This window comes from Streptomyces sp. NPDC088810 (assembly GCF_044750305.1).
Lineage (GTDB): Bacteria > Actinomycetota > Actinomycetes > Streptomycetales > Streptomycetaceae > Streptomyces.
Window position 1 is genome coordinate 272151 of record NZ_JBIVJQ010000012.1, and the last position, 23216, is coordinate 295366.

Annotated in this window: 19 protein-coding genes and 1 pseudogene; 10 read left to right on the forward strand and 10 right to left on the reverse strand. The window is 73.2% G+C overall.

Annotated elements, in window-relative coordinates:
* Window positions 1–53: 53 nt before the first annotated feature.
* The 3 genes from ACIP4Y_RS32060 to ACIP4Y_RS32070 form a co-directional block, all read right to left on the reverse strand.
* Window positions 54–2231, reverse strand: coding sequence for a glycoside hydrolase family 3 N-terminal domain-containing protein (locus ACIP4Y_RS32060; protein WP_401399168.1), 2178 nt, complete (start codon window positions 2229–2231; stop codon window positions 54–56).
* 105 nt (window positions 2232–2336) lie between these two features.
* Window positions 2337–3452 (reverse strand): cellulose binding domain-containing protein, encoded by a 1116-nt coding sequence (locus ACIP4Y_RS32065; RefSeq protein WP_401399170.1) that lies wholly within the window; start codon window positions 3450–3452, stop codon window positions 2337–2339.
* A gap of 272 nt (window positions 3453–3724) precedes the next feature.
* Window positions 3725–6337: a SpoIIE family protein phosphatase gene (locus ACIP4Y_RS32070; protein ID WP_401399172.1), complete on the reverse strand. Its 2613-nt coding sequence runs from the start codon at window positions 6335–6337 to the stop codon at window positions 3725–3727.
* A 505-nt stretch (window positions 6338–6842) separates the two neighbouring features.
* On the opposite strand from ACIP4Y_RS32070, the gene ACIP4Y_RS32075 reads away from it, so the two are divergent.
* Window positions 6843–8024: a PP2C family protein-serine/threonine phosphatase gene (locus tag ACIP4Y_RS32075; RefSeq protein WP_401399173.1), complete on the forward strand. Its 1182-nt coding sequence runs from the start codon at window positions 6843–6845 to the stop codon at window positions 8022–8024.
* Window positions 8025–8065: 41 nt separating this feature from the next.
* Here the strand turns inward: ACIP4Y_RS32075 and ACIP4Y_RS32080 are convergent, their stop codons facing one another.
* The 3 genes from ACIP4Y_RS32080 to ACIP4Y_RS32090 all read right to left on the reverse strand — a co-directional run bounded on the left by ACIP4Y_RS32080 (window position 8066) and on the right by ACIP4Y_RS32090 (window position 10566).
* The gene (locus ACIP4Y_RS32080) at window positions 8066–8866 is read right to left on the reverse strand and encodes a maleylpyruvate isomerase family mycothiol-dependent enzyme (protein WP_401399174.1); all 801 of its coding nucleotides are present in this window, start codon (window positions 8864–8866) and stop codon (window positions 8066–8068) included.
* A 105-nt stretch (window positions 8867–8971) separates the two neighbouring features.
* A complete protein-coding gene (locus ACIP4Y_RS32085; protein WP_401399175.1) occupies window positions 8972–9733 on the reverse strand; it encodes an SAM-dependent methyltransferase in 762 nt (253 codons plus the stop codon).
* A 53-nt stretch (window positions 9734–9786) separates the two neighbouring features.
* Window positions 9787–10566 (reverse strand): AraC family transcriptional regulator, encoded by a 780-nt coding sequence (locus ACIP4Y_RS32090; protein WP_401399177.1) that lies wholly within the window; start codon window positions 10564–10566, stop codon window positions 9787–9789.
* Between the two features lie 101 nt (window positions 10567–10667).
* Here ACIP4Y_RS32090 and ACIP4Y_RS32095 point away from each other — a divergent pair, with 101 nt between their 5' ends.
* Entirely contained in the window at window positions 10668–11468 is an 801-nt protein-coding gene (locus ACIP4Y_RS32095; protein WP_401399179.1) for a sulfite exporter TauE/SafE family protein, read from the forward strand.
* Window positions 11469–11723: 255 nt separating this feature from the next.
* Here the strand turns inward: ACIP4Y_RS32095 and ACIP4Y_RS32100 are convergent, their stop codons facing one another.
* Window positions 11724–12893 (reverse strand): glutamate--cysteine ligase, encoded by a 1170-nt coding sequence (locus tag ACIP4Y_RS32100; protein WP_401399181.1) that lies wholly within the window; start codon window positions 12891–12893, stop codon window positions 11724–11726.
* A gap of 429 nt (window positions 12894–13322) precedes the next feature.
* On the opposite strand from ACIP4Y_RS32100, the gene ACIP4Y_RS32105 reads away from it, so the two are divergent.
* A complete protein-coding gene (locus ACIP4Y_RS32105) occupies window positions 13323–14126 on the forward strand; it encodes a GNAT family N-acetyltransferase (RefSeq protein ID WP_401399183.1) in 804 nt (267 codons plus the stop codon).
* Between the two features lie 27 nt (window positions 14127–14153).
* Here ACIP4Y_RS32105 and ACIP4Y_RS32110 read toward each other — a convergent pair.
* A pseudogene (locus ACIP4Y_RS32110) lies at window positions 14154–14669 on the reverse strand (peroxiredoxin-like family protein); the annotation flags it as partial.
* A 629-nt stretch (window positions 14670–15298) separates the two neighbouring features.
* Between ACIP4Y_RS32110 and ACIP4Y_RS32115 the strand changes: the two are divergent.
* Window positions 15299–15589 carry a DUF6355 family natural product biosynthesis protein gene (locus ACIP4Y_RS32115; protein ID WP_401399185.1) on the forward strand — a complete coding sequence of 97 codons (291 nt, stop codon included), beginning with the start codon at window positions 15299–15301 and terminating at the stop codon, window positions 15587–15589.
* Here the strand turns inward: ACIP4Y_RS32115 and ACIP4Y_RS32120 are convergent.
* Window positions 15568–15780: a hypothetical protein gene (locus tag ACIP4Y_RS32120; protein WP_401399187.1), complete on the reverse strand. Its 213-nt coding sequence runs from the start codon at window positions 15778–15780 to the stop codon at window positions 15568–15570. The genes ACIP4Y_RS32115 and ACIP4Y_RS32120 overlap by 22 nt on opposite strands.
* 236 nt (window positions 15781–16016) lie before the next feature.
* Here ACIP4Y_RS32120 and ACIP4Y_RS32125 point away from each other — a divergent pair, with 236 nt between their 5' ends.
* Together ACIP4Y_RS32125 and ACIP4Y_RS32130 are read left to right on the forward strand one after the other, a co-directional pair.
* Complete coding sequence (locus ACIP4Y_RS32125; RefSeq protein WP_401399224.1) at window positions 16017–16322, forward strand: tetratricopeptide repeat protein; 306 nt, start codon at window positions 16017–16019, stop codon at window positions 16320–16322.
* Between the two features lie 43 nt (window positions 16323–16365).
* The gene (locus ACIP4Y_RS32130) at window positions 16366–17289 is read left to right on the forward strand and encodes an aminoglycoside phosphotransferase family protein (RefSeq protein ID WP_401399188.1); all 924 of its coding nucleotides are present in this window, start codon (window positions 16366–16368) and stop codon (window positions 17287–17289) included.
* 42 nt (window positions 17290–17331) lie between these two features.
* Here the strand turns inward: ACIP4Y_RS32130 and ACIP4Y_RS32135 are convergent, their stop codons facing one another.
* Complete coding sequence (locus ACIP4Y_RS32135) at window positions 17332–17898, reverse strand: TetR/AcrR family transcriptional regulator (RefSeq protein WP_401399226.1); 567 nt, start codon at window positions 17896–17898, stop codon at window positions 17332–17334.
* Window positions 17899–18168: 270 nt separating this feature from the next.
* Between ACIP4Y_RS32135 and ACIP4Y_RS32140 the strand changes: the two genes are divergently transcribed.
* From ACIP4Y_RS32140 to ACIP4Y_RS32155, 4 genes are read left to right on the forward strand one after another with little or no spacing between them, the layout of a single operon-like run.
* Entirely contained in the window at window positions 18169–18750 is a 582-nt protein-coding gene (locus ACIP4Y_RS32140; RefSeq protein ID WP_401399190.1) for a 2Fe-2S iron-sulfur cluster-binding protein, read from the forward strand.
* Window positions 18747–19739 (forward strand): FAD binding domain-containing protein, encoded by a 993-nt coding sequence (locus ACIP4Y_RS32145; RefSeq protein ID WP_401399192.1) that lies wholly within the window; start codon window positions 18747–18749, stop codon window positions 19737–19739. Before ACIP4Y_RS32140 ends, ACIP4Y_RS32145 begins: the two co-directional genes overlap by 4 nt.
* Window positions 19736–21874, forward strand: a complete 2139-nt coding sequence (locus ACIP4Y_RS32150; RefSeq protein ID WP_401399194.1) for a xanthine dehydrogenase family protein molybdopterin-binding subunit — start codon at window positions 19736–19738, stop codon at window positions 21872–21874. The genes ACIP4Y_RS32145 and ACIP4Y_RS32150 overlap by 4 nt, the downstream gene beginning before the upstream one ends.
* Window positions 21867–23048, forward strand: coding sequence for an XdhC family protein (locus tag ACIP4Y_RS32155; protein WP_401399196.1), 1182 nt, complete (start codon window positions 21867–21869; stop codon window positions 23046–23048). The genes ACIP4Y_RS32150 and ACIP4Y_RS32155 overlap by 8 nt, the downstream gene beginning before the upstream one ends.
* Window positions 23049–23216: the final 168 nt, after the last annotated feature.

Sequence of the window (23216 nt, forward strand, 5' to 3'; positions counted from 1 at the left end):
TCCTCCTCGTGCGTGCGGGGTCAGCGGGAGCCGTGCGGTCGGGGCCGGCGCGCTCAGCTGCCGGCGCAGTGCGGGGCGGGTGTGCCGGCGGTGCCGTCCGCGGTGAAGCCGAACGCGGCGGTGGCACCCGGCGCCAGAGAGCCGTTGAAGGCGGCATTGCGGACCGTGGCCCGGCCGTCGGCCGTGCTCAGCGAGCCGTTCCAGAGACTGGTGACGCGGGAGCCGCCCAAGTCCCACTGCACCGACCAGCCCGTCAGCCCGTCGGAACCGGTGTTCTCGACGGTGACCTCGGCCTGGTAACCGCCCTGCCAGGACGAGGTGGTGCGAAACCGTGCGGTGCACGCCCCGGGCGCCGGTGCGGGACCGGTACCGGAGTAGGTGAGTCCGTACCCGTACGGGAAGAGCGGGTCCTTGCCGTCGCCGTTGTTGACGGGTTCCTGGGCGGATGTCCTCGGCCAGCTCACCGGCAGCCTGCCGGTGGGGGCGTGGTCGCCGAACAGGACGTCGGAGACGCCGGCGCCCTCCGTTCCGGGCAGCCAGGCGGCCAGCAGCGCCTTCCAGTCGGGCAGCTGGGCGGAGACGTCCAGTGGGCGGCCGGAGACGAGGACCACGACGACCGGCGCCCCGCTCGCCTTCAGCCGGGCGAGGGTCCCCAGGTCCTCCTGGTCCAGCTGGAGCCCGCCCGGCCGGTCGCCCCGGCCCTCGGCGTACGGGGTCTCGCCGACCACGGCGACGGCGGCACGGTAACCGGAGTCGATGCCATTGCCGTAGCGGTCGTAGGTGACCCGGGACGGGTCGGTGACGGCGGCCCGGATGCCCTGCAGGATCGTGGAGCCGTCGGTGACGGGGCCGCTGCGGCCCTGCCAGCCGACGGTCCAGCCGCCGCTCTGGTTGCCGATGTCGTCGGCGGACTTGCCGGCGACGAACAGCTTGGCCGACTTCGGCAGGGGCAGCACGCCGCCGTCGTTCTTCAGCAGCACCTGTGAGGCGCGTACCGCCTGCCGGGCCAGCTCCCGGTGCGCGGCCGAACCGACCGTGGCGGTGTACGAGCGGTCGGCCAGCGGCCGCTCGAAGAGGCCCAGTTGGAACTTCTTGGTGAGGATGCGCCGGTTGGCGTCCTCGATCCGGGACGCGGCGATGCGGCCGGCGCCGACCTCGCCGCGCAACAGGGTGAGGAACCTCTTGTAGTCGTGCGGCACCATCACCATGTCGACGCCCGCGTTGACCGCCGTGCTGATCTCCGCACCGGTGAATCCGGTCTGCCCGTCGAGCTGGTCGACCGCCGCCCAGTCGGACACCACGAACCCGGTGAAGCCGAGCTCGCCCTTCAGCACGTCGGTCACCAGGTACTTGTGGGCGTGGGACCGCACACCGTTCCAGCTGCTGTACGACAGCATCACCGCGCCCACACCGCGCCGCACCGCCTCCTTGAACGGGGGCAGGTGAACGGCGCGCAGCTCTGCCTCGGACACCTTGGTGTCCCCCTGGTCGACACCGCCTGCGGTGCCGCCGTCGCCGAGGTAGTGCTTGGCGGTGGCGAGCACGGACGCCGGCCCGGAGCCCAGCGTGTCGCCCTGCAGCCCGGTGATGAACGTCGTGAGGGCGGAGGGCAGTTCGGGTGTCTCGCCGTACGACTCGTAGGTACGGCCCCACCGGTCGTCGCGGGCCACGCACAGGCACGGCGCGAAGTCCCAGTCGATGCCGGTGCCCGACACCTCCTCGGCCACCGCCCGCCCGATCCGCTGGACGAGCGCGGGGTCACGGGTGGCGCCGAGAGCGATGTTGTGCGGGAACAGGGTGGCTCCGCGCACCGCGTTGTGGCCGTGCACGGCGTCGATGCCGTAGATCATCGGGATGCCGAGCGGGGTGGTCAGGGCGGTGCGCTGCAGGGAGTCGTAGGTGTCGGCCCAGGTCTGGGCGTTGTTGGGACTGACGGTCGAGTCGCCGCCGGACAGCACGGATCCGATGCGGTAGGCGGCGAGGTCGGACTGCGGGACGAGGGCGTCCTTCTCGATCTGCGTCATCTGGCCGAGCTTGTCGTCCAGGGTCATGCGGGACAGCAGGTCGGTGACCCGGTCCCGCACGGGTAAGGACGCGTCCTGGTAGGGGAGGAGCGCGGCCGGGGCGGCCACGGGCTCCGGTGCGGCGGCGGCCGGCGCGGTGAGCGCAAGGGCCGCGGCGCACACGGTCAGGGCCGTCACCGGGCGGCGGCGGGCGAGCAGGAGGCTCATGCGGGTGGGCCTTTCCGGAAGCGGTCCGGGAGCGGGGTGGGGCTGGTGTGGAGCCGGGACCCGCCCGATCGGCGGGCGGGACGAGCGGGTCCCGGAGCGGGTGGGTCACGCGGTGGTGCAGGCGCTGCCGTTCAGGCTGAAACCGGCCGGCTTGGCGAAGGTGCCGCCGTAGCTGCCCTGGAAGCCGAAGGACACCTGGCCGCCGGGCGCGATCTGCGCGTTGTAGGCGAGATTGCCCGCCGTGACCGCCCCGGAGGACGGCGTCACGCCGGCGCCCCAGGCGCTGCTGATCTGCTGCCCCGCAGGCAGCGTGAAAGCCAGCTTCCAGCCGTTGACGGGGGAGGCGCCGGTGTTGGTGACGGTGACGTCGGCGCTGAAACCGCCCTGCCAGACGTTCGTCGCGTACGCCACCTTGCAGGCCGTCGAGCCCCCGGAGCCGCCGCCGGTCTCGACCGTGGAGGAGAACGAGGTCACGGCGAGACCCGCGCCGTTCTGCCAGGGCTCGAACCCGGCCTGCACGCTGGTCAGGTACCAGCTGTCCTGCGCCAGACCCCGGGAGACGGCCTGCCGGACGAAGTCCATGACGTCGAAGCTCCAGCTGTTGATCGCCGACGGCGCGACGAAGGACAGGACGTCGTTGGAGCCGTTGTTGCCGGACCACACCTGCCACGTGCGCCCGGCGACGGTGGCGGTGCCGACCTGCGAGCCCACGGGCTGGACGGGGCCCACCTTGTTGAACCAGATCATGATCTCGGTCCGGTTGACGCCGTCGGTGCGGGGCGTGGGGTCGAGCCAGATGTCGTACGCGGCGTCGTACACCGCGTTGCTCACATAGGTGTACGAGATGCCGGTCGGCGCGCTGGAGATGGTGCCGAGCCGGGCCGGAAGCCTGGTTCCGGGCGAGCAGTTGGTGTAGTGGCAGCCGTTGTAGACGGACGGGTAGGACTTCGGGGCGCCGTTCGTCGGCACCGAGCCGTCGGCCCGGGTGACGCGGAATCCCGAGTCGGTGGCGCTGATGCACTGGGCCTCGCCGGTGCCCCAGCGGTTGTTCTGGACGACGTAGCGGCCCTGGATCGTCGTCGACCCGTACTGTTCGCAGATCGTGGTGTCGGCCTGGGCCGCCGGCGCGACGCCGAGCAGCGCGGCCACGGCGGCGAGTACGGTGAGCAGCGCGCCCAACAGGCCGCGCGTTCCACGGACATGGTGCTTGGACGGTCGCATGCGGGTCCTCTCACATGACGGTGGGGGGAGTGCGGGAGCGCTCCCACAGGCGCAGGAATGGGAGCGCTCCCATTCCCTCCGTTGGCCAGGGACTGTAGGGACAGTCCATGTCCCTGACAAGACTGGCGGCGGGACGAGTATCGAAGGGGTTTCGAAGCCGCAGGTCGGAAGGGAGGGCGCGCGGGAGTCCGCGTTTTTTGGAGCGCTCCCGAAACTCGCATCCCACCGGTGTCGCGTCGACGTGGCTGACGTGCCCGTCGGCCCGCCGCGGATTACAGGCCCATGACGTCGAACAGGGCCGACGGGTCCGGTTCCGAGACGCTGTCCAGGTTCTGCTCGGCCCAGATGACCTTGCCCCGGGGGGCGTAGCGGGTGCCCCAGATGTCCGCGAACTGCGAGACGAGGAACAGTCCGCGGCCTCCCTCGTCGGTGCTGGCCGCGCGCCGCAGGCGAGGCGAGGTGTTGCTGCCGTCCGACACCTCGCAGACCAGGGTGCGGCCCAGCAGCAGCCTGACCCGCACGGGCGGCGCGCCGTAGCGGATCGCGTTGGTGAGCAGTTCGCTCAGGATCAGTTCCGTGGCGAAGGCCACCCCCTCCAGGCCCCAGTCGGCGAGCCGGCGGCTCACCTCCCTGCGGACCCGGGGCACGGCCTCGGCGTCGAACGGGACGTCCCAGGCCGCGACGGACGAGGGGGCGAGCAGCCGGGTGCGGGCGACCAGCAGTGCCACGTCGTCGCTGGGGTGGCCGGGCAGCATCGTGTCCACCAGGGCGCGGCAGGTCTCCTCCGGTGTCCGGTCCGCGTGCGCGATGGCCGCGGAGAGCATGTCCAGGCCCTCGTCGATGTCCCGTCCGCGGTTCTCGATCAGGCCGTCGGTGAACAGCACGAGCCGGCTGCCCTCGGGCAGGTCCAGCTCCCCGGCCTCGAAGGGGTGCCCGCCGACCCCCAGGGGCGGCGACAGGGGAAGGTCGGGGAAGGTCACCCTGCCCTGCGGGTCCACCACGGCCGGTGCGAGGTGCCCGGCGCGTGAGAGGGTGCAGCGCCCGCCGACCGGATCGTAGATGGCGTACAGGCAGGTGGCCCCGGTGAGCGGTACCCGGTCGTCGTCGGTGAGGCCGCCCTGGGTGTCCAGCCGGGTCACCATCTCGTCGAGGTGTCCGAGCAGTTCGTCCGGGGCCAGGTCCAGCGAGGAGAAGTTCAGCACGGCCGTGCGCAGCCGCCCCATGGTCACCGCGGCCTGCAGCCCGTGCCCCACGATGTCACCGACGACCAGCGCCACCCGGAAACCGGGCAGCGGGATGACGTCGAACCAGTCGCCGCCCACGCCGGACTGCGCCGGCAGATAGCGCGAGGCGATCTCCAGCGCGTCCTGCTCCGGCAGACCCAGCGGCAGCAGGTTCCGTTGCAGCGTCATGGCCAGCGCGTGCTCGCGGGAGTACCGGCGCGCGTTGTCGATCGCCACGGCGGCCCGTGCCGCCAGCTCCTCGGCCACGGCGACGTCCTCCTCCTCGAACCGGGGAGAGCCCGTGCCACGCCAGAAGTTGACCATGCCGAGGACCACCCCGCGCGCCCGCAGCGGCACCGTGATCAGTGAGCGGATGCCGTAGTCCAGCGCCCGCAGCGCACCCTCGGGGTCCTGGGCCCGCCAGTCCTCGGCGCTGTGCAGGTCGGACACCAGGACGGCCTTGCCCTGGCGCAGGGCCGAGGCCATCGGCGTGTCGGCCATCACGAACCGGATCACATCACCCACCGGCTGGAGGGGATGTCCGGTCCGCGAGGCGCGCAGCGCGGTACGGCGCATCTCGCGCACGGCGCTCGTGGGTTCCTGGCCGCGCAGCACGGAGTCGAGGAGTTCGACGGTGACGAAGTCGGCCATCCGGGGGACCGCCACCTCGGTCAGCTCCTCCGCCGTACGCCGTACGTCGAGGGTGGTGCCGATCCGCATGCCCGCCTCGTACAGGAAGGACAGCCGGCCCCGCGCCACCTCGGCCTGCCCGGACAGGGCCCTCAGGTCCGTGGTGTCCCGGAAGGTGGCGACCAGCCCCTGGGCGCCGCCGTACGGGGCGGTGGGCCGGATGTTCACCGCGAGCAGCCGGTCCCCGGCCGGGATGACCTCGTCGGTCGCGGTCTCCTGCGACTCCAGCAGCCGCGGGAGCCGGGGCCCCAGCCCCAGCTCCCGCACCTGCCGCCGGTCGGCGTCCTCGGGCAGGTCCAGCAGCCGGCGCGCCTCGTCGTTGGCGAGCAGCACGTCCCCCTCGCCGTCGACGATCAGCACGCCCTCGCGCACCGCGTGCAGCACGGCGTCGTGGTGCTCGTACATCCGGGTCATCTCGGCGGGGCCGAGACCGTGGGTCTGGCGCAGCAGGCGCCGGCTGACCAGAGCCGCGCCGCCGGTGGCCAGCACGAGTGCCCCCGCCGCCGCGCCGAACAGTATCGGAAGCTGCCGGTTCAGCAGGTGGCTCACGTTCGCGTACTGGATCCCGGCGGTGACCATGCCGACCACGCGCCTGCTGGCATCCGTCACGGGTACGACCGCGCGCACGGCGTCGGTGGGCTCGCCGTGGAACGTCTCGGTGAACGTCTCGCCCGCGGCGGCCCGGCCGACGCCCTCGGCCTTCGTGCCGATCAGCGCGGGTACGGGGTCGGTGAGCCGGATCCCGTGTTTGTCGAGGACGCTGACGAAGTCGACGCCGGCCCCCTTCCGCGCCTGTTCCGCCGCCGCCTGGAGCCGGGCGGTCGGATTCGGCGACTGCAGCGCGAGCGCCGTTCCGGGCGCGTGCGCGAAGGCCTCCGCCGCGGCGAGGGAACGATCCTCCGCGCTGCGTTCGGCGTCGTACCGTCCCTGCACGACCAGGGCGGCGGCTGCCACCGCGACCAGCAGCAGCATGATCAGCGCCTGTAGCAGAAAGACCTGCGCGGCGAGCGGGCGGACGCTCAGGGACGGCGAGAGGCGGCGTCCGCGTGACGGCCAGGGCCTTCGACTACGGGACGGATCGGATGACCCACGTGTGCCGGGCGGTGGCGCCGCGCTTGCCCATGGCCAGCGGGAACGTCCGCTCATCTCCCTTTTCTAGCACTGGAGCTCCGTGATCGGCGACCGCTGTGCCCGCTGACGGGGGAGCTACGGGCGGGGGGCGCGCGCCGGGTGACCGGGCGGGCCCCGCCGAGGGTGACCCGCGGGCAGCGCGTGTGGCAGGAGCGTGCCCGCCATCAGCGCGTCGCGGGCCCGGCGCCGAGCGTGGCCGGCAGCGTGTCGGGCGGGCGGGACCGGCCCGCGCGCGTGGCGGAAACATGCCGTTGAGTGGAGCAATCCGGGCGCGCCGCGGGCCGGCAGACCAGGCTGGGAGTCTTGTCGAGTTTCTGTGACAGGAGTCCGTGTGCGGAGACCACGTATGCCGAAGCCTGGACATACCGGTCGGGAGTCGGAGGACGGCGCCGGCGCGCGGACGCAGTTGTCGGCGCCCCCGGCGTGGATGCGGTGGCTTCCGGCCCTGTACGTCGCGGTCCTTCTGCTGCTGGAGCCCGCGACGCCCGTGGAGTGGCCGGTGAGCTTCGTGCTGATCGCCCTGCCGCTCGTGGCCGCCTTCGCCCACGGCCCGGTCGTCGTCGGCGGCGCCACCGTGTTCGCCGTCGTCCTGGAAGCGGTGCTGGCCGGCACCCCGTGCTGCGCGGGCCGCGAGGTCGGGTACCTCTGGGACCGCCACTACGTGGCCTCCTACATCTGCACCGGCCTGGTCGGCGTCCTCGGCATGATCCTGGCCGCGCACCGCGTCCGCCGTGAGCGCACGCTGGCCGACGTACGCTTCGTGGCCGACATCGCCCAGCGGGTCCTGCTCCGACCGGTTCCGCACCACATCGGAAGCCTCCACCTGGAGAGTCTCTACCGGTCCGCCGCCGCGGAGGCACACATCGGCGGCGACCTGTACGAGGCCGTCCCCACCCGGTACGGCGTCCGGCTGCTCATCGGCGACGTCCGGGGCAAGGGGCTGCTCGCGGTGGAGACGGCCGCGGCCCTGCTCGGCGCGTTCCGCGAGGCGGCCCACGACGAACCCGCTCTGCCCGCCCTGGCCGACCGGGTGGAGACCAGCATGAACCGCAGGGCGATGCTGCTGGGCGGCAGCGAGGTGGGCGAACGGTTCGTCACCGCCGTCTTCGCCGAGATCGCCGCGCAGGACCCGCTGATCCGCGTCGTCAACTGCGGCCATCCGCCCCCGGTCCGGATCCGGCCCGGGGAGGTACGGGAACTGGACAGCGGCCGCTCCGCCCCGCCGCTCAACCTCGGCATGCTGGTCGGGGAGCCCTACCACATGGACACCTACTCGTTCCGGCCCGGCGACCAGCTCCTGCTGTACACGGACGGCATCACGGAGACGCGGGACGCCACCGGCTCCTTCTACCCGCTGCTCCAGCGCCTGCGTTCCTGGGGCTGCCTGCCGCCCCGGGACCTCCTCGAGCGGCTCCACCACGACCTGCTGGACCACAGCGGCGACCGGCTGCTGGACGACATCGCGGCGCTCGCCGTGTGCCTGCCCGTCGGCGAGCCGTCCGTACCGCCGCCGTCACCGGCCGGCTGAGCGCGGCGCGGCGGCGCTACGGAACAGTGCCTCCGGTCGGTTCAGAAGGCCGTGTGGGCGAACCAGCGGTCGAGGACCGCGACGTCTCCCGAGACGTCGAAGGCCGCTTCCTGGTACGACCGCCGCCCGTACAGCAGCAGGAGGAGATCCGCCGCTTGACCGTGCACCGACACCGTGGGCGGCTCGGTTGCGGCGTCGCCGCCGGTGAGCGGCAGCAGCCGGAAACCCTCCGGGTCCAGCCGCACCCGCCACTCCTCGCCGGTGCCGGCGCACCGGAACGCGATGATCTCGCCGTCGCCGCGCAGCTTCGTCACATCGGGGGCGAACAGCCCGGCGTAGGGGAGGTTGACCAGGAACTCGTCCACTCCGTCCGCCGCCAGCACCGGGTCGACGTCCGACTCCCGGCCCACGGCGTGCTCCGCGTCCACCCGGTGCACCAGCGTTTCGAAGAGCATCCGGCGGGCCCAGAACCGCGCATGCTGATCCCCGCCCCACGCCCACATCGCCGCGCCGGGATCCGTGTCCCGCAGCACGGCCGCCACTTCGGGCACCCCCGCCGCCACCCAGTCGGCGAGGTCCCGCTCGTGTGCGGGCAGCCCCAGTTCCACGTCACGGCTGCGCGGCGGCTCCTGCACCCGCCGGGTGAGCAGCGCGCAGAACCAGCGCTGCACCGCTCCCACGTGCCGGGTGAGCTCGGCCAGCGTCCAGTCGGGGCAGGAGGGCACGCCGCCCGCGGGATCGGCTCCCCGCACCGCCTCGGCGAACCGGCGGGTCTCCCGCTCGATCGCCTCACGGTAGGTGTCGTAGGGCAGGGGATGCCCCGCCCCGCTCGTCGTTGCCATCTGCTGCCGCCGTTTCTGTCCTGGGCACGGATGCCGCTCTGCTGCTCGCGATCAGTGTGGCTGCTGGAGTCCACTCGAAGGCAAGCCGGGGCGGCATGCGGCCGGTCAGCGAACGCGGGCCACTCCCGCGTAGATGCCGCTGCCCTCCGGCTCGGTGCCCGGAGCCGGCGTGCCCCACTCCGTGGCGGTCACCAGGCCGGGCGGGACGAGGTCCAGGCCGTCGAAGAAGCGCGCCACCTCCGCACGGGAGCGGAAACCGAGCTGGATACCGCCCTTGGCGTACTCGGCGGTGACCTGTGCGGCGAGTTCCGGATAGAGATCGGACGCGGCGTGCGACAGCACCAGGTAGCTGCCGGGAGGCAGCGTGGCGACCAGGTTGCGGACGATTCCGTGGGCGTCCTGCTCGTCGGTGACGAAGTGCATCAGCGCGATCAGCGACAGCGCGATCGGGCGGTCGAAGTCCAGCACCCGTCGGGCGTGCCGGACGATGGACTCCGGCTGCCGCACATCGGCCTGGATGTAGTCCGTGAGGCCCTCCGAGCTGCTCACCAGCAGCGCCTCGGCGTGACGCAGGACGATCGGGTCGTTGTCGGTGTAGACGACCTTCGCCGACGGCACGACGTCCTGGACGATCTGGTGCAGATTGGGCGGGGTGGGGATGCCCGTGCCGATGTCCAGGAACTGGTCGATGCCCTGCGCGGCGAGCCAGGCGGCGGCCCGGTGCATGAACTGACGGTTCTGCCGCGCCGCGTCCCTCGCCTCGGCCGGCAGCCGCTCACCCACGGCCTCGTCGACCGGATAGTTGTCCTTGCCGCCCAGCAGCCAGTCGTAGACCCGCGCGGGATGCGCCTTGCTGGTGTCGATCATGACAACTCCGTTGCAACCGTGGCCTGTTCGGGCCGTGTGTCCGATCATCCTACTCAGGGGTGCGACGGGCCTTGCGCCCTGTACGCCGTCGGCGGGCGGCCGAGGAGTTTCCTGAACGCGGCGGTGTACGCGGCGGGGTTGTCATAGCCGAGCAGGGCCGCGATCCGTGTGACGGGCGTCCCCGCGGCGAGGTGCTGCAGGGAGTGCAGGACGCAGGCGCGCTGCCGCCACTGCGAGAAGCTCAGCCCGGTGCCGCGCCGGAACAGGCGGGCGAGGGTGCGTTCGCTGACGTTGAGGGACGCGCACCACCGGGCGGGCGGGTCGTGGACGTCCGGCCCCTGCAGGAACGCCTCGCACAGCGCGCGCAGCCGTGGGTCGGCCGGCAACGGCACGTCGAGCGGCAGCGGGCTGAGGTTCTTCAGCTCGTGGAGGACGAGCGCGGCCACCGCGGCGTCGCGGCCGTGCTCGGGGTAGCGCGGCTCCATCTCGACGGCCTCCAGGATCAGTTCCCGCAACAGGGCGGAGACGTCGACGGCCTGGCAGCGGGCGGGAAACCAGGGCACGGCGGTGGGTTCGAGGTAGAGGCTGCGGGTGCTGACGCCCGTCATCGCGACCTGATGCCTGGTCACGGGCGGGATCAGGACGGCCCGGGCGGTGGGGACCGTCCAGCTGCCGTCCGCCGTCTCGACCCGCATGACCCCGGTGGCCGCGTACAGGACCTGGGCACGGCGGTGCTCGTGCCAGGCGAGCCGGTGGTCCGGGGGGTAGTCGGTGCCGATGGCCAGCACGGCACGATCGAGGTCGTCCACCTCCGCGACCGGGATGTTGCGCATCCCGCGAGAGTACGCGGGACAGCGTGCCCTGTCCGCTGCGCGTAGAAAGAAGGCAGTTCATCGATTGCCCGCCAGGTCTCGTGGTCCCTAGCGTCTCACCTGTGCAGACCTCGTTCCTGATCCTCTTGTGCTTCGGATGCCTGACCGGCGTCACCACCGTGCTCTTCGGTTTCGGCGGCGGCTTCATCACGGTCCCGGTCGTCTACGGCGTCCTGACCGCCACGGCCCGTCCGGGAGCGGACGCCATGCACGTCGCGGTGGCGACCTCTGCGGCGGTCATGGTCGTGAACGCCGCGGCCGCGGCGTTCACCCAGTGGCGTCAGGGCCGGCTGCACCGCGCGTACGTCTGGCCGCTCGCGGCGTACATCACGCTCGGCGCCGCTGCCGGGTCCTTCGCAGCCACCTTCCTCGCCGGTACGGCACTCCGCCTGCTGTTCGCCGCCTATCTCCTGGTGACGATCGCCGACAGCCTGCTGCGCAAGGGCTTCCTCTCCGTGGCGCAGCAGACGCCTCCCGAGCCGCTGGGGCGGCGCACCACCACCCTCGGCGGCATGGGCATCGGCCTGGTGGCCGCGGCGCTGGGAGTGGGCGGCAGCGTCATGACGGTTCCGCTGCTCCGGCGCAGAGGCCTCCCCATGGCCGAGGCGACCGCCCTGGCCAACCCCCTGAGCATCCCCGTCGCCGTGGCCGGGACCCTCGTCTACGCCGCCACCCCCACCGCCCCCGCCGGGCAACTCGGTTACGTCGATCTCACCGCGGCCGCCGCCCTGCTCCTCGGATCCCTGCCCACCATCGCGGCGACGCGGCGCACCACCGGCCGCGTCCCGGACCGTGTCCACTCCGCGGCCTACGTCGGCCTTCTCCTGGCCGTTCTCACGGTGATGCTGGGGATGGGAAGCTGAGACGACGAGGTCGTGGGCGGCGGCCGCAGGCGCCTGCTCGGCCGGGGCAGGCGACTGCAGGACCTCCGGGAGTTCGCCGGCGAAGGTCTTGAAGGAGTCGATGACGGTCCGGCTGAGCGGCCGTACCGCCCAGTCCCGCGGCCGGAACCCCGGCGCGGGCGGCGACCGAGCCGGCCGGGCGCTGGCTGCGCGCCACCCCCGACCGTGCGCGCTCGTGAACGGAGACGGAGCGGGATACCGCTGTCGACCGGTGGATCACACGGGTGGGACGGCGAGTTCGTCCACCACGGCCTCGAGGCGGCCCCCGTGCTGCTCCGCCACCCGCCGTTGGAGTACGGAGCCGGTGCCCCGGTGCTGGACCTCGCTCAGCCAGTCGCCGACCCACCGGTCGTCGCCGTAGCGGCTGAGGTGCGGCTCGACCCGTTTCCAGAGTTCCTCCACCAGCCGGCCGACGGGGGTGGGGGCGCAGTCGGGGGTGTGGGTGGCGGGCAGGGCGCCGTTCGTCCCGTGCCGGGCGGCCTGCCAGCACGCCGCCCGCAGCAGCAGGTCGGGGACGTCGGGCGCGGGTTCACCGGCGCGGACCGCGTCCACGGCGCAGCTGACGAGGGCGCGGACCAGGAGCGCGTAGGCCGTGGTGGCCGCGGGTTCGGGCAGCACGTCGGCGACGCGGACCTCCACGGTGGGAAGGTGCGGCGAGGGCCGGACGTGCCAGTAGACCATGGCCGGGTCCATCGCCGCTCCGCTGGCCACGAGGTGGCCGACGACCTGCTCGTAGTGGGCCGCGCCCCGCAGGCGGGGCGGAGGTCCCGCCAGCGGCCAGCGGCCCCAGACCATGGAGCGCCAGCTCGCATACCCGGTGTCCGAGCCGTCGCTGTACGGGGAGTTGCCGGTGAGGGCCAGCAGCAGGGGCATCCAGCCCCGCAGATGGTTGACCGACCGTACGGCCTCCTCCCGGTCGTCGACCCCGACGTGCACGTGGCAGGCGTTCACCCCCTGGTCCTGGACGAGAGGCCCGAAGCGGCGCAGGAAGGCGCGGTAGCGTGCCTTGTCCACGACGGGCGGCGGGCCGGGTCGGCCGAGAACCGCGCTGCCGCTGGGCACGAGGAGGCAGTCGTACGCGGCGGCGGCCGTGGCCGCGCCGCCGCGCAGCCGGACGATCTCCGCCTCCAGTTCCTCGGCGGTGCGGCACACCGCGCTGACCGTCTCCACCTGGGCCTGCGAGACCTCCGCCGTGGCGTGCGGCGCGCCGAGGCGACCGCGGGCGGCACCCACCACGGCGGGGGCCCTGTGCACGGCCGCCCGGCTGTGCCGGTCGGCCAGCACGAACTCCTCCTCCACACCGACCGTCGGCGGTGCGGCCACCCCTGCCGGGGACATGGGCGTACCGGCGACGGCGGGGGTCACGGCATCAAGCGGCTCTGGCACGACCAGCCCTTCCGGAAGACACAGGACGCACTGCTGTCGAACGCGGAGACATGGGCCACTCCCTGTCGCGCAGCGGGTGGGAGCACACATGCTCGTCCCGGCGCCGAGCGCACGGCAAGCGGCTACCCGGTCACCATCGGGGCGCGCACACCGCCCGTGCCGCGTTCGGCTCCGGAGGCGGCACCGCCCCGAGAAGGCGCAGGTCCCGCAGGCGTTCGCGGGCGGCGCCCGCTCGCGGACCGCCGTGCCTCACCGGCCCACCGCAACGCACGCGTCCAGAGGGTTCTCCACCACTGGCCGAACTCCGACGCACGTCCGTCGTGTCGTCGCGCCGCCGACACGGCCGGGAAGCCGGCTTTCTTCTCCGGCGAGCGACGAATGGCGCTATTACTAGGGGGACTTCCGTAACTCCACCGACAGGGAGTCCCGATGACGGACGGCCGTACGGAGTCGATCGAATCGATGGAGCAACTCGCCGTGGTCTGGCGTGCCATGGTGCTCGACCGCGATCCAGGTGCCGATGTGCGGGACCTCCCGGGCATCGCGGTCCGCTGGGCCGACTGCCGGTTCTCCTTCTGGAACTGCGTCACGCTGACCGACATCGACGCGGATGCGGCTCTGGTCGAGGAACGGCTCGGCCAGGCGGCGGACATCATGCGCTCGAAGAAGCACCCGGGGTTCCTGTGGCTCTTCGAGGGGCTGCTGGACGAGGAGGCACGCGCGGGGGTGCGGGCGGCGGCCGGGAGGGCGGGCCTCGAGTACGCCTTCCCCGGCACCGGCATGGCCGGAGACCTCCTTCCCGTCCCCCAGCCGTCCCACCCGGACCTGACCTTCGTCCGCGTGACCACGGACGAACAGCTGCAGGCGTACGCGGACCTGAACTCACGCGCCTACGGCTTCCCGCTGGAGGACGGCCGCGACGGGCTCCTCGGATCCGCGCTGTGGAAGAACCAGGTGCACGCCTACCTGGGTCTGCGGGACGATGTCCCGGTGACGTGCGCCGCGACCGTGGAAGCGGACGGCCGTCTGTTCGTCGTACTCGTCGCCACCGCACCGGAATGGCAGCACCAAGGCTACGGGGAGGCGGTGACCCGGAAGGCCCTGTACGAGGGCGCCCGGGCCACCGGCCTGACCCGCGCCACCCTGCACGCGACGGCGGCCGGTGCACCCGTGTATCCCCGCATCGGCTTCAAGCCGAACACGCCGATGCACTTCTACGGCCTGAAGGTGTGACAGGCCGGCCGCGCCCTGGACCGCGCGTCAGTGCAGCGTGTCGAGGGCGGTGAGGATGTCGGCCGGTTCGGCACGGGCGGTGTAGTCGGTGTTGACGAAGGCCCAGCGGATGGTGCCGGAGCGGTCGATGACGTACGTGGCCGGCAGGGGCAGCGTGCGCGGGTGGCCGTCGTTGACGCGCTGGAGGTCGAAGCCGAGCCTGTCGTAGACGGCGGCGAGGTCGTCGGGGAGGTCGAAGGCCAGGCCGTACTGCTGGGCGGTGCAGGAGCCGATGTCGCTGAGGACGTCGAAGGCGAGGCCGTGCTTCTCGGCGAGGGTGAGGGACTCGTCGGGGATCTGCGGGGAGACGGCGACGAGCCGGGCGCTCCGCGCGGTGATGCCGACGTGGTGCTGCTGGAGCGTCCGGAGGGCGATGTTGCAGTACGGGCACCATGCGCCGCGGTAGAAGGTCAGGACCACGGGGCCCGTGGCGAGCAGATCGTCCAGCGCCACGGTCCGGCCGGTCGCGGAGGGCAGACGGAACCGAGGGGCCCGGTCGCCGACGGCGTCGACGAGTCACCGGGCCGCAGGCTCCGCGGACCTGCCGGCCATGCTCTCCGTGCGTCGGCCGTGCAGTCCTCCGGCCTGGTCGCGTCGACCCCCTCGGGGGCCCGCAGAGTCCTCAGGGCGCGCGAGATGGTCCCGCACGGCCCGTCGCATTCGTCCAGTGGCCGCCGCCCCACCGGCCTGTCCGCGGCGCACTTGGTCGTGGAGACGGAACCCGGGTGGTTCCGCACGCACTGGTCCGCGCCTCTACGGAGGAACGTGTCTGCACCGACGTGCCGGGACGTCCATCCGTCAGGCCACGGTCGGGTGCTGTTGCACTTCCGGGCCACCGTGCCCGCGACAGAGCGCACGCGCCGGGTGAACTCCCCATGCTCGGGTGGTTCAACCGTGCCGAGGCGTGGGCGGAAGCCCTGTTGCGGGCCTGCCGGTGGCGACCTCGGCCGGGAGGCGTCGTCCAGGATGTGCGGCCGCGATACCGCAGTTCCGGGCCCCCGTCCAGGCAGGTGAGCCGGATGGCGTACCGAGGAAATGATTCGGCGGGTGAACCGGGAGGCAGGCGGCGGATCGGGTCGCCGCGTTCCGTGATCCTGGGCACCGTTCCCTTCCCCCGATCAAAGGAGTTCGCCGTGCCTGTCCGTCGTCTGCTGACCAGTGCCCTCGGTTCCCTCGCCCTCACGCTCGGCCTCCTCGGCGCCGGCACCGTCACGGCGAGCCCGGCGGCCGCCGACCCGTGCGGCTTCTACGAGACCGGCTCCGACGCCTACTACAACCACTGCACCTCCGACGGCTCCCACGTCGTCATCAAGGTCGAGGTGGCCTTGGCGCCGGACTACGAGCGCTGTGTGGCCCCGGGCCGCAGCTGGCTGGGCTCCGCCGACAAGATCCAGGGCGCGCACTACACCGGCCGTACCTGCTGACCGGCGGCGCGCGCGAGGGCGCGCCACACCGTGCCCAGGTCGCCGAGCGGCACCTGGCACCCGGGCGGTGCCAGGCCCGTCGGCGAGCCGGTCAGACCCGGGGACTCGCCACCACGGCCCTGGAACACCTGCGGGTGGCCGTCACCCTGTTCGAGGAAGCCGGTGACGCGGCGGGCAGGGCGCAGACCCATCTCAACCTCGCCATGGCCTATGGGAAGCACGGCGACGACCGGCAGGCGCTGGCGCACGCCCTCCAGAACCTGCGCATCCGCAGGACGCCCGACAGCCCGCCCCGGGAAGCCGAGGCACTCAACGCGGCGGGCTGGTACCACGCCCGGCTGGCCACCACCGGCAGTCCCGGCGCTGCTGCGAGGAGGCGCTCGTCCTGTGCCGTCGCCACGCGTTCCGCGAGGGGGAGGCCTTCACCCTGGACAGCCTCGGCTACCTCGCCCACCGCACCGGCGAACACGCCCTCGCCCTCGCGCACTGCGGCCAGGCCCTGACCCTGCGCCGGGAACTCGGCGACGCCTTCGAGGAAGCGGACACCCTGGCGAAACTGGGAGACGTCCACGACTGCCTGGGGCGGGCCGACCGGGCCAGCAAGGCATGGGAACAGGCACGCTCGCTCTACCTCGCCCAGCGTCGCCCCGGGCCGGCCGCCCGGGTCGACCAGAAGCTGCGGTGCGGCGGCGTACCCGACGACGGAGCCCGTTCAGCCCCACCAGGGCCGTGAATTCCCGTTGTCTCCCGGCAGTTGGTGGCCTACGGTCCCGATCATGCTGCCTCCGGTGGAAACGGACGAAGAGTGGGACGCGGTCGTCTCCGACGAGACGGTGATGCGCCCGGGAGCTGAGCACCTCTGCGCACGCCTCGGGCTCGCCGGCGCACCGCTGACCCGCTTCACGGACGGCTCCCAGCCGGTCTACGCGGTGGGCGACGAGCACGTTCTCAAGCTGTTCCCCGGTGCCGCCGACCACGACGGCGTCACCGAGGGCAGCGTCCTCACCCACATCCAGGGACGGCTGCCCGTACCGACACCGCGGGTGCGCGACTTCGGACCGTACGAGAACGGGTGGCGGTACGTCCTGATGTCCCGGCTCCCCGGCGAGAACCTCGCCCACGCCTGGGACACCGTGCCGCGCAGCCACCGCCAACGACTCGTCACCGAGATCGGGGAGACCCTGGCGGTGCTGCACTCCCTCGACACCGGTCCCCTCGGGGACGTCGTCGGCCCCGGGGAGTGGGGCGCGTTCCTGGACCGCCAGGCCGCCGGCGCCGTGGAACAGCAACGGGCCCGCGGACTGCCGGATGCCTGGCTGGAGCAGATCCCGGACTTCCTCGCCTCGGTCCCGCTGCCGCGCGCCCCCCGCCCCTGCCTGCTGCACACCGAGGTCATGCGGCAGCACTTCCTGGTCGACCCCGACGGGTGGCGGCTGACCGGGTTCTTCGACTTCGAACCCGCCATGATCGGCGACCGCGCCTACGACTTCGTGGGCGTCGGCCTCTTCGTCACCCGCGGCGATCCGCACCTGCTGGCCCGTCTCGGCAGGGCCTACGGCCGCACCTTCGACCCGTCCGCGCTGCTCGCGTACGCCCTGCTCCACGTCTACAGCAACCTCCCCTGGTACCTGCGGGAGCTGGGCGCACCGGGCGACGGGACACTGCCCTCGCTGGCGGAGGCGTGGTTCGGCACGGCGTGACGTCCGTCCGCCGCGCCGGCAACGGACCGGCGGCGCGGCGCTTCACCCGCGCGGCGCCCCCGCGCGCAGTCCGTCCATGACCAGGTCCAGGAGGCGGACGGCGCGGGGCCGCCAGTCGTCGTGCGGGTCGAGCTGCCACAGGCCCGCTATGGCCAGGAGGAAGTCGTCGGCGGTGACTCCGGGCCGTATGGTGCCGGCTTCCTCGTTGGCACGGAGCAGGAGTTCCGCCGCCCGGGCCACCGGCGTGGGGGAGGGCTTCGCGGGGCCGCCCGGTGCGCCGGTGACCTGCCGGATCGCGTCGGCCAGTCCCGCCTTGGTCATGGCGAACTCGGAGAGCCGGTCCATCCAGGCGCGGAGGGCCCGGTCGGGCGCCCGGGTGGCGAGCAGGTGGTCCGCGCTGTCGGCGACCTGCTGCATCTCGTGGCGGTAGATCTCCAGGACGAGTGACTCGCGGTTGGGGAAGTTGCGGTAGAAGGTGCCCTGCCCGACCCCGGCCTTCTTGGCGATCGCGCTGAGCGGGGTGTCCGCGCAGCGCGACAGCTCGGTGACGGCCACTTCCAGGATGCGCTCGCGGTTGCGCTGTGCGTCGGAGCGCCGGGGTGAGTCCATCTGCTGCGGCACTCGTCCTCCTCGAGGGGCGTGGCCAAACCTCGCCCTTGCTAAGCGGACAGCTGTCCGTTAAGTTTCCAGGTAGCGGACAGCTGTCCGGTCACGTCCACCATAGCGGCGGACGCGCCCCTTCGGCAGTCGCCAGCTGCACTGTTCGGCCCCGGCATCCCGCACCTTCGCTTCGCCCCCTGCGCCCACCGGCCCGCACGACACACCGTCCGTGCCGCCACACCGGCCCCGTCTGTCCTGGAAATGCGAAAGAAGCAGCTCATGGCCTCATCGACGTCCAGTGTCATCACATTGAAGATCAACGGCGAGACATACACACTGCCCGTCGATCACCGCACCACCCTGCTCGACGCACTGCGCGAGCGTCTCGACCTGACCGGCACCAAAAAGGGCTGCGACCAGGGACAGTGCGGGGCCTGTACGGTCCTGCTCGACGGGCGCCGGTCCGTCGCGTGCCTACAGCTGGCCGTGGCCGCCGAGGGCCGGGAGATCACGACCATCGAGGGCGTGGCCGACGGCGAGCGGCTGCACCCCGTACAGCAGGCCTTCCTCGATCTGGACGGGTTCCAGTGCGGCTACTGCACCCCGGGCCAGATCTGCTCGGCGATCGGCGTCATCGAGGAGCACGCGGCGGGCTGGCCGAGCGCCGTCACCGAGGACGTCCGCCCCGAAGCGGGGCCGCCGCCCCTGACCGCCGACGAGATCCGGGAGCGGATGAGCGGCAACCTGTGCCGCTGCGGCGCGTACGTCTCGATCGTGGAGGCCGTGGCCCGCGCGGCGCGAGCCCAGCGGGACGCAGAACGCGTGAACGCCGTGTCGGCAGCGAAGGAGGCCGTGGCATGAGGGAGTTCGACTACCAGCGGGCGCACGACGTCGCCGGCGCCGTGGCACTCCTCGGCGCCGATCCGGACACCCGCTTCCTCGGCGGCGGCACCAACCTCGTCGACCTCATGAAGACCGGGGTCGAGCGCCCCGCACGGCTCATCGACATCCGTGAACTCCCGCTGGACGAGATCGAGTCGACGCCCGCGGGCGGTCTGCGCATCGGCGCCACCGTCACCAACGGCGACCTGGCCGCGCACCCCGAGGTCCGGCGCCGCTACCCGGCGCTTGCCCAGGCGGTACTGGCCGGCGCGTCGGGGCAGCTGCGCAACATGGCCACGGTCGGCGGGAACCTGCTGCAGCGCACCCGCTGCGGCTACTTCACCGACGTCACCCAGCCCTGCAACAAGCGTGTGCCCGGCAGCGGTTGCCCCGCCATCCAGGGCGAACACCACAACCACGCGATCCTGGGCGCCTCCGACCACTGTGTGGCCGTCCACCCCTCGGACATGGCCGTGGCCCTCACCGCGTTCGACGCCATGCTCCACTTCGAAACTGCTGACGGCCCCGGGGAGTTGCCGCTCGCCGACTTCTACCTGCCCGTCGGGGACACCCCGCACCGGGAGACCGCCCTGCCGCCGGGTGCGCTGATCACCGGCGTCACGCTGCCGCCCGCCCCGGTCGCCGCCCACTCCCGCTACCGCAAGGTGCGCGAGCGCGCCTCCTACGCCTTCGCGATCGGCTCCCTCGCCGCCGCGCTCGACATCCGTGACGGCGTCGTCCGGGACGCGCGCCTGGCCTTCGGGGCCGTCGCCTCCCGCCCGTGGCGGGCCTCGGCGGCCGAGCGCATCCTGATCGGTGCGGCAGCCGGCACCGAGACCTACGCCGCCGCCGCGGACGCCGAACTGGCGGCGGCACGGCCGCTCCCGCACAACGGCTACAAGGTGGACCTCATACGCAACCTCGTGGTGGCCGTCCTGTCCGAACTCGCCGAGGAGGCCGCACGATGACCGCCGTCACCACCGGAACAGCCGCCCACGCGCCCGCCGTCGGCACCGGCCACACCCGTATCGAGGGCCGGGACAAGGTCACCGGCGCGGCCCGCTACGCGGCAGAGGTGCCCTTCGCCGGCCTCGCCCACGGCTGGCTGGTGCTCTCCACGGTCGCCCGCGGCCGGATCCTCGCCCTCGACACCGACGCCGTCCTCGCCATGCCGGGCGTCCTCGCCGTCCTGGACCACCGCAACGCGCCCCGGCTCAACACCGACTACACCGGCCTGATGGGCAGCCGGCCGGACCCGACCTGCGCCGTCTTCCAGCACGACCGGGTGCCGCACCTGGGCTGGCCGGTGGCACTGGTCGTCGCGGAGACCTCCGAGCAGGCCAGGGAGGCCGCCGAGGCGCTGGTCGTGCACTACGACCAGGAGCCGCACGACATCGAGCTCACGGGGGAGCACCCGGACGCCTACCCGGTGGACGGCCACATGCCGGCGGTGACCGAGAAGGGCGACCTCGACGCCCGGCTGGCCGCCTCGGCCGTCGTCGTGGACGCCGAGTACACCACCCCCGAAGAGCACCACAACCCGATGGAACCCCATGCGGCGACCGCCCGCTGGGACGGTGGACGGCTGGAGGTGATCGACTCCAACCAGGGCGTCACCTGGGTCGTCGGCGAACTCGCCAACCTCTTCTCGCTCGACCCGGCCGCCGTGCGCGTACGCTCCGAACACGTCGGCGGCGGCTTCGGCAGCAAGGGCGTCCGCGCCCACCAGGTGGCCGCCGTCATGGCCGCGACCCTGCTCGAACGGCCCGTACGGGTCATCCTGACCCGGCGCCAGATGTTCTCGCTGGCCGGCTACCGCAGCCCCACCACCCAGCGCGTCCGGCTGGGCGCCGACGCCGACGGACGCCTGCGCGCCCTGGAGCACCGCTCGGTCAGCCTCACCTCCACGGTGCACGAGTTCGTCGAACCGAGCGCCGGGGTGGCCCGGGTGATGTACGACGCCGACGCCCACCACACCGCCAACCGCGTCGTCCGGCTCGACGTGCCGACCCCCACGTGGATGCGCGCCCCGGGCGAGGCCCCCGGCTCGTTCGCGCTGGAGGCGGCGCTCGACGAACTCGCCGAGAAGTGCGGGATCGACCCGATCGAGCTGCGCCTGCGCAACGAACCCGAGCGGGGCCCGGTGTCGGGCCTGCCGTTCGCCGGCCGGAATCTGGCGGCCTGCTTCCGGGAGGGCGCCCGCAGGTTCGGCTGGGCGGACCGGGACCGGCGCCCCGGGCAGCGCCGGGACGGCCGCTGGCTGCTCGGCACCGGCACGGCGGCGGCCTCCTTCCCGTCGGGTGCCGCGCCCTCCACGGCGACCGCGACCGCGCACCCGGACGGTACCTTCACCGTCCGGATCTCCGCGGCCGACATCGGCACCGGGGCCCGTACCGCGCTCTCCCTCGTCGCGGCGGACGCGCTCCATGTGCCCCCGGACCGGATCCGGGTGCGCATCGGAGACAGCGACTTCGGCCCGGCGATGATCGCCGGCGGCTCCATGGGCACCCGCTCCTGGTCCTGGGCCGTCAAGGCGGCGGCAGGCGAGTTGCGCGAGCGGCTGGCCCTGGGCGCAGACATCCCGTCGGAGGGCATCACCGTCCGGTCGGACACCACCGAGGCCATCGGCTCCCTCGCCCCGGCCGAACGGCACTCCTTCGGGGCGCAGTTCGCCGAGGTCGCGGTGGACGTCACCACCGGCGAGGTGCGGGTGCGGCGCATGCTGGGCATCTTCGCGGCGGGCCGGATCGTCAATCCGCTCACCGCTCGCAACCAGTTCCTGGGCGGCATGATCTGGGGCATCTCCATGGCCCTGCACGAGGAGGCCGTCCGCGACCGCGCCTCCGGCGGCCCGGTCGGCGCCGACCTCGCGGGCTACCACGTGGCCACCCACGCCGACGTACCGCGCATCGAGGCCGACTGGATCGACGACACGGATCCCGACGACCCGGTGGGGATCAAGGGCATCGGCGAGATCGGCATCGTCGGCGCGGCGGCGGCCATCGCCAACGCGGTCTGGCACGCGACCGGCGTACGCCACCGCAGCCTGCCCATCCGGCCGGACCGGGTCCTGTCGGCCGCCGCGGGGGCGCCGGATGCTTGACCTGGCCGGCGAACTGCACCGATGGATCGCGGAGGGACGGGAGTTCGCCGTCGCCACCGTGGTGACCGTGGGCGGCAGCGCACCGCGCGGCCCCGGCGCCGCCCTCGCCGTCGACAGCGCGGGCAGCGCCATCGGCTCGGTCTCCGGCGGCTGCGTCGAGGGCGCGGTGTACGACCTGTGCCGTGAGGCGCTGCGGACCGGTGAAACTGTGCTGGAACGATTCGGCTACAGCGACGAGGACGCCTTCGCCGTGGGACTCACCTGCGGCGGGACGATCGACGTGCTGATCACGCCGGTGAGCGCGCAGACACCCGCCCGGACGGCCCTCGGGCCGGCGCTGTCGGCCGCTGCCCGAGGCGAGCCGGCGGCCCTCGCCCGGGTCGCCCGAGGCCCTGCCGAACTCCTCGGGCACGCCCTGCTGGTCCGGTCCGACGGCACGTCGGAGGGCGGTCTCGGCGGCCACCCGGAGCTGGACCGGGTGGCGGCGGCCGAGGCCCGGGCCCTGCTGGAGACGGGCCGCACCGGCACGGTGGACCTGTCGGGGAGCGGAGCGGGATGGGGGTCCCCAGGGACGGAGTCCGGGGGAGGTTCGCACTGCCCCGGCGGTCTGACGCTGCTGGTGGAGTCGAACGTGCCGCCCCCGCGCATGATCGTCTTCGGCGCCGTCGACTTCGCGTCGGCGCTGGCCCGGGCCGGCAAGTTCCTCGGCTACCACGTGACCGTCTGCGACGCCCGCCCCGTCTTCGCCACCCGCGACCGCTTCCCGGACGCCGACGAGGTCGTCGTGGACTGGCCGCACCGCTATCTGCGGCGCACCGCGACCGACGCCCGTACGGTCCTGTGCGTGCTCACCCACGACGCCAAGTTCGACGTACCGCTGCTGAAGGAGGCTCTGCGGATGCCGGCCGCGTTCGTCGGTGCGATGGGCTCACGCCGCACCCATGAGGACCGCAACCGCCGTCTGCGGTCGGAAGGCGTCACCGAACGCGAGCTGTCCCGGCTCCGCTCGCCCATCGGCCTCGACCTCGGCGCCCGCACACCGGAGGAGACCGCCCTGTCGATCGCCGCGGAGATCGTCGCCGCCAGGCGGGGCGGGACGGGCGCCCCCCTGACCGGTGGCAAGACGCCGATCCACCACGAGAACCGGGACCACGGAAGCCCGGCGGTCGCCTGAGGGGAGAGCGCCGGCACGGAAGGTTCCGGCTCGGGCCGGGGGGGGGCGCCCCCCCCCCCCCCGGCCCCCCCCCCCCCGGGGGGGGGGGGGGGGTGACGCCGCCCCCCCGCCGCGCGGTAACCCCCCCCCGGGCGGGGGCCGGGGCCGCGGCGCGGGCGGAGGGGGGCG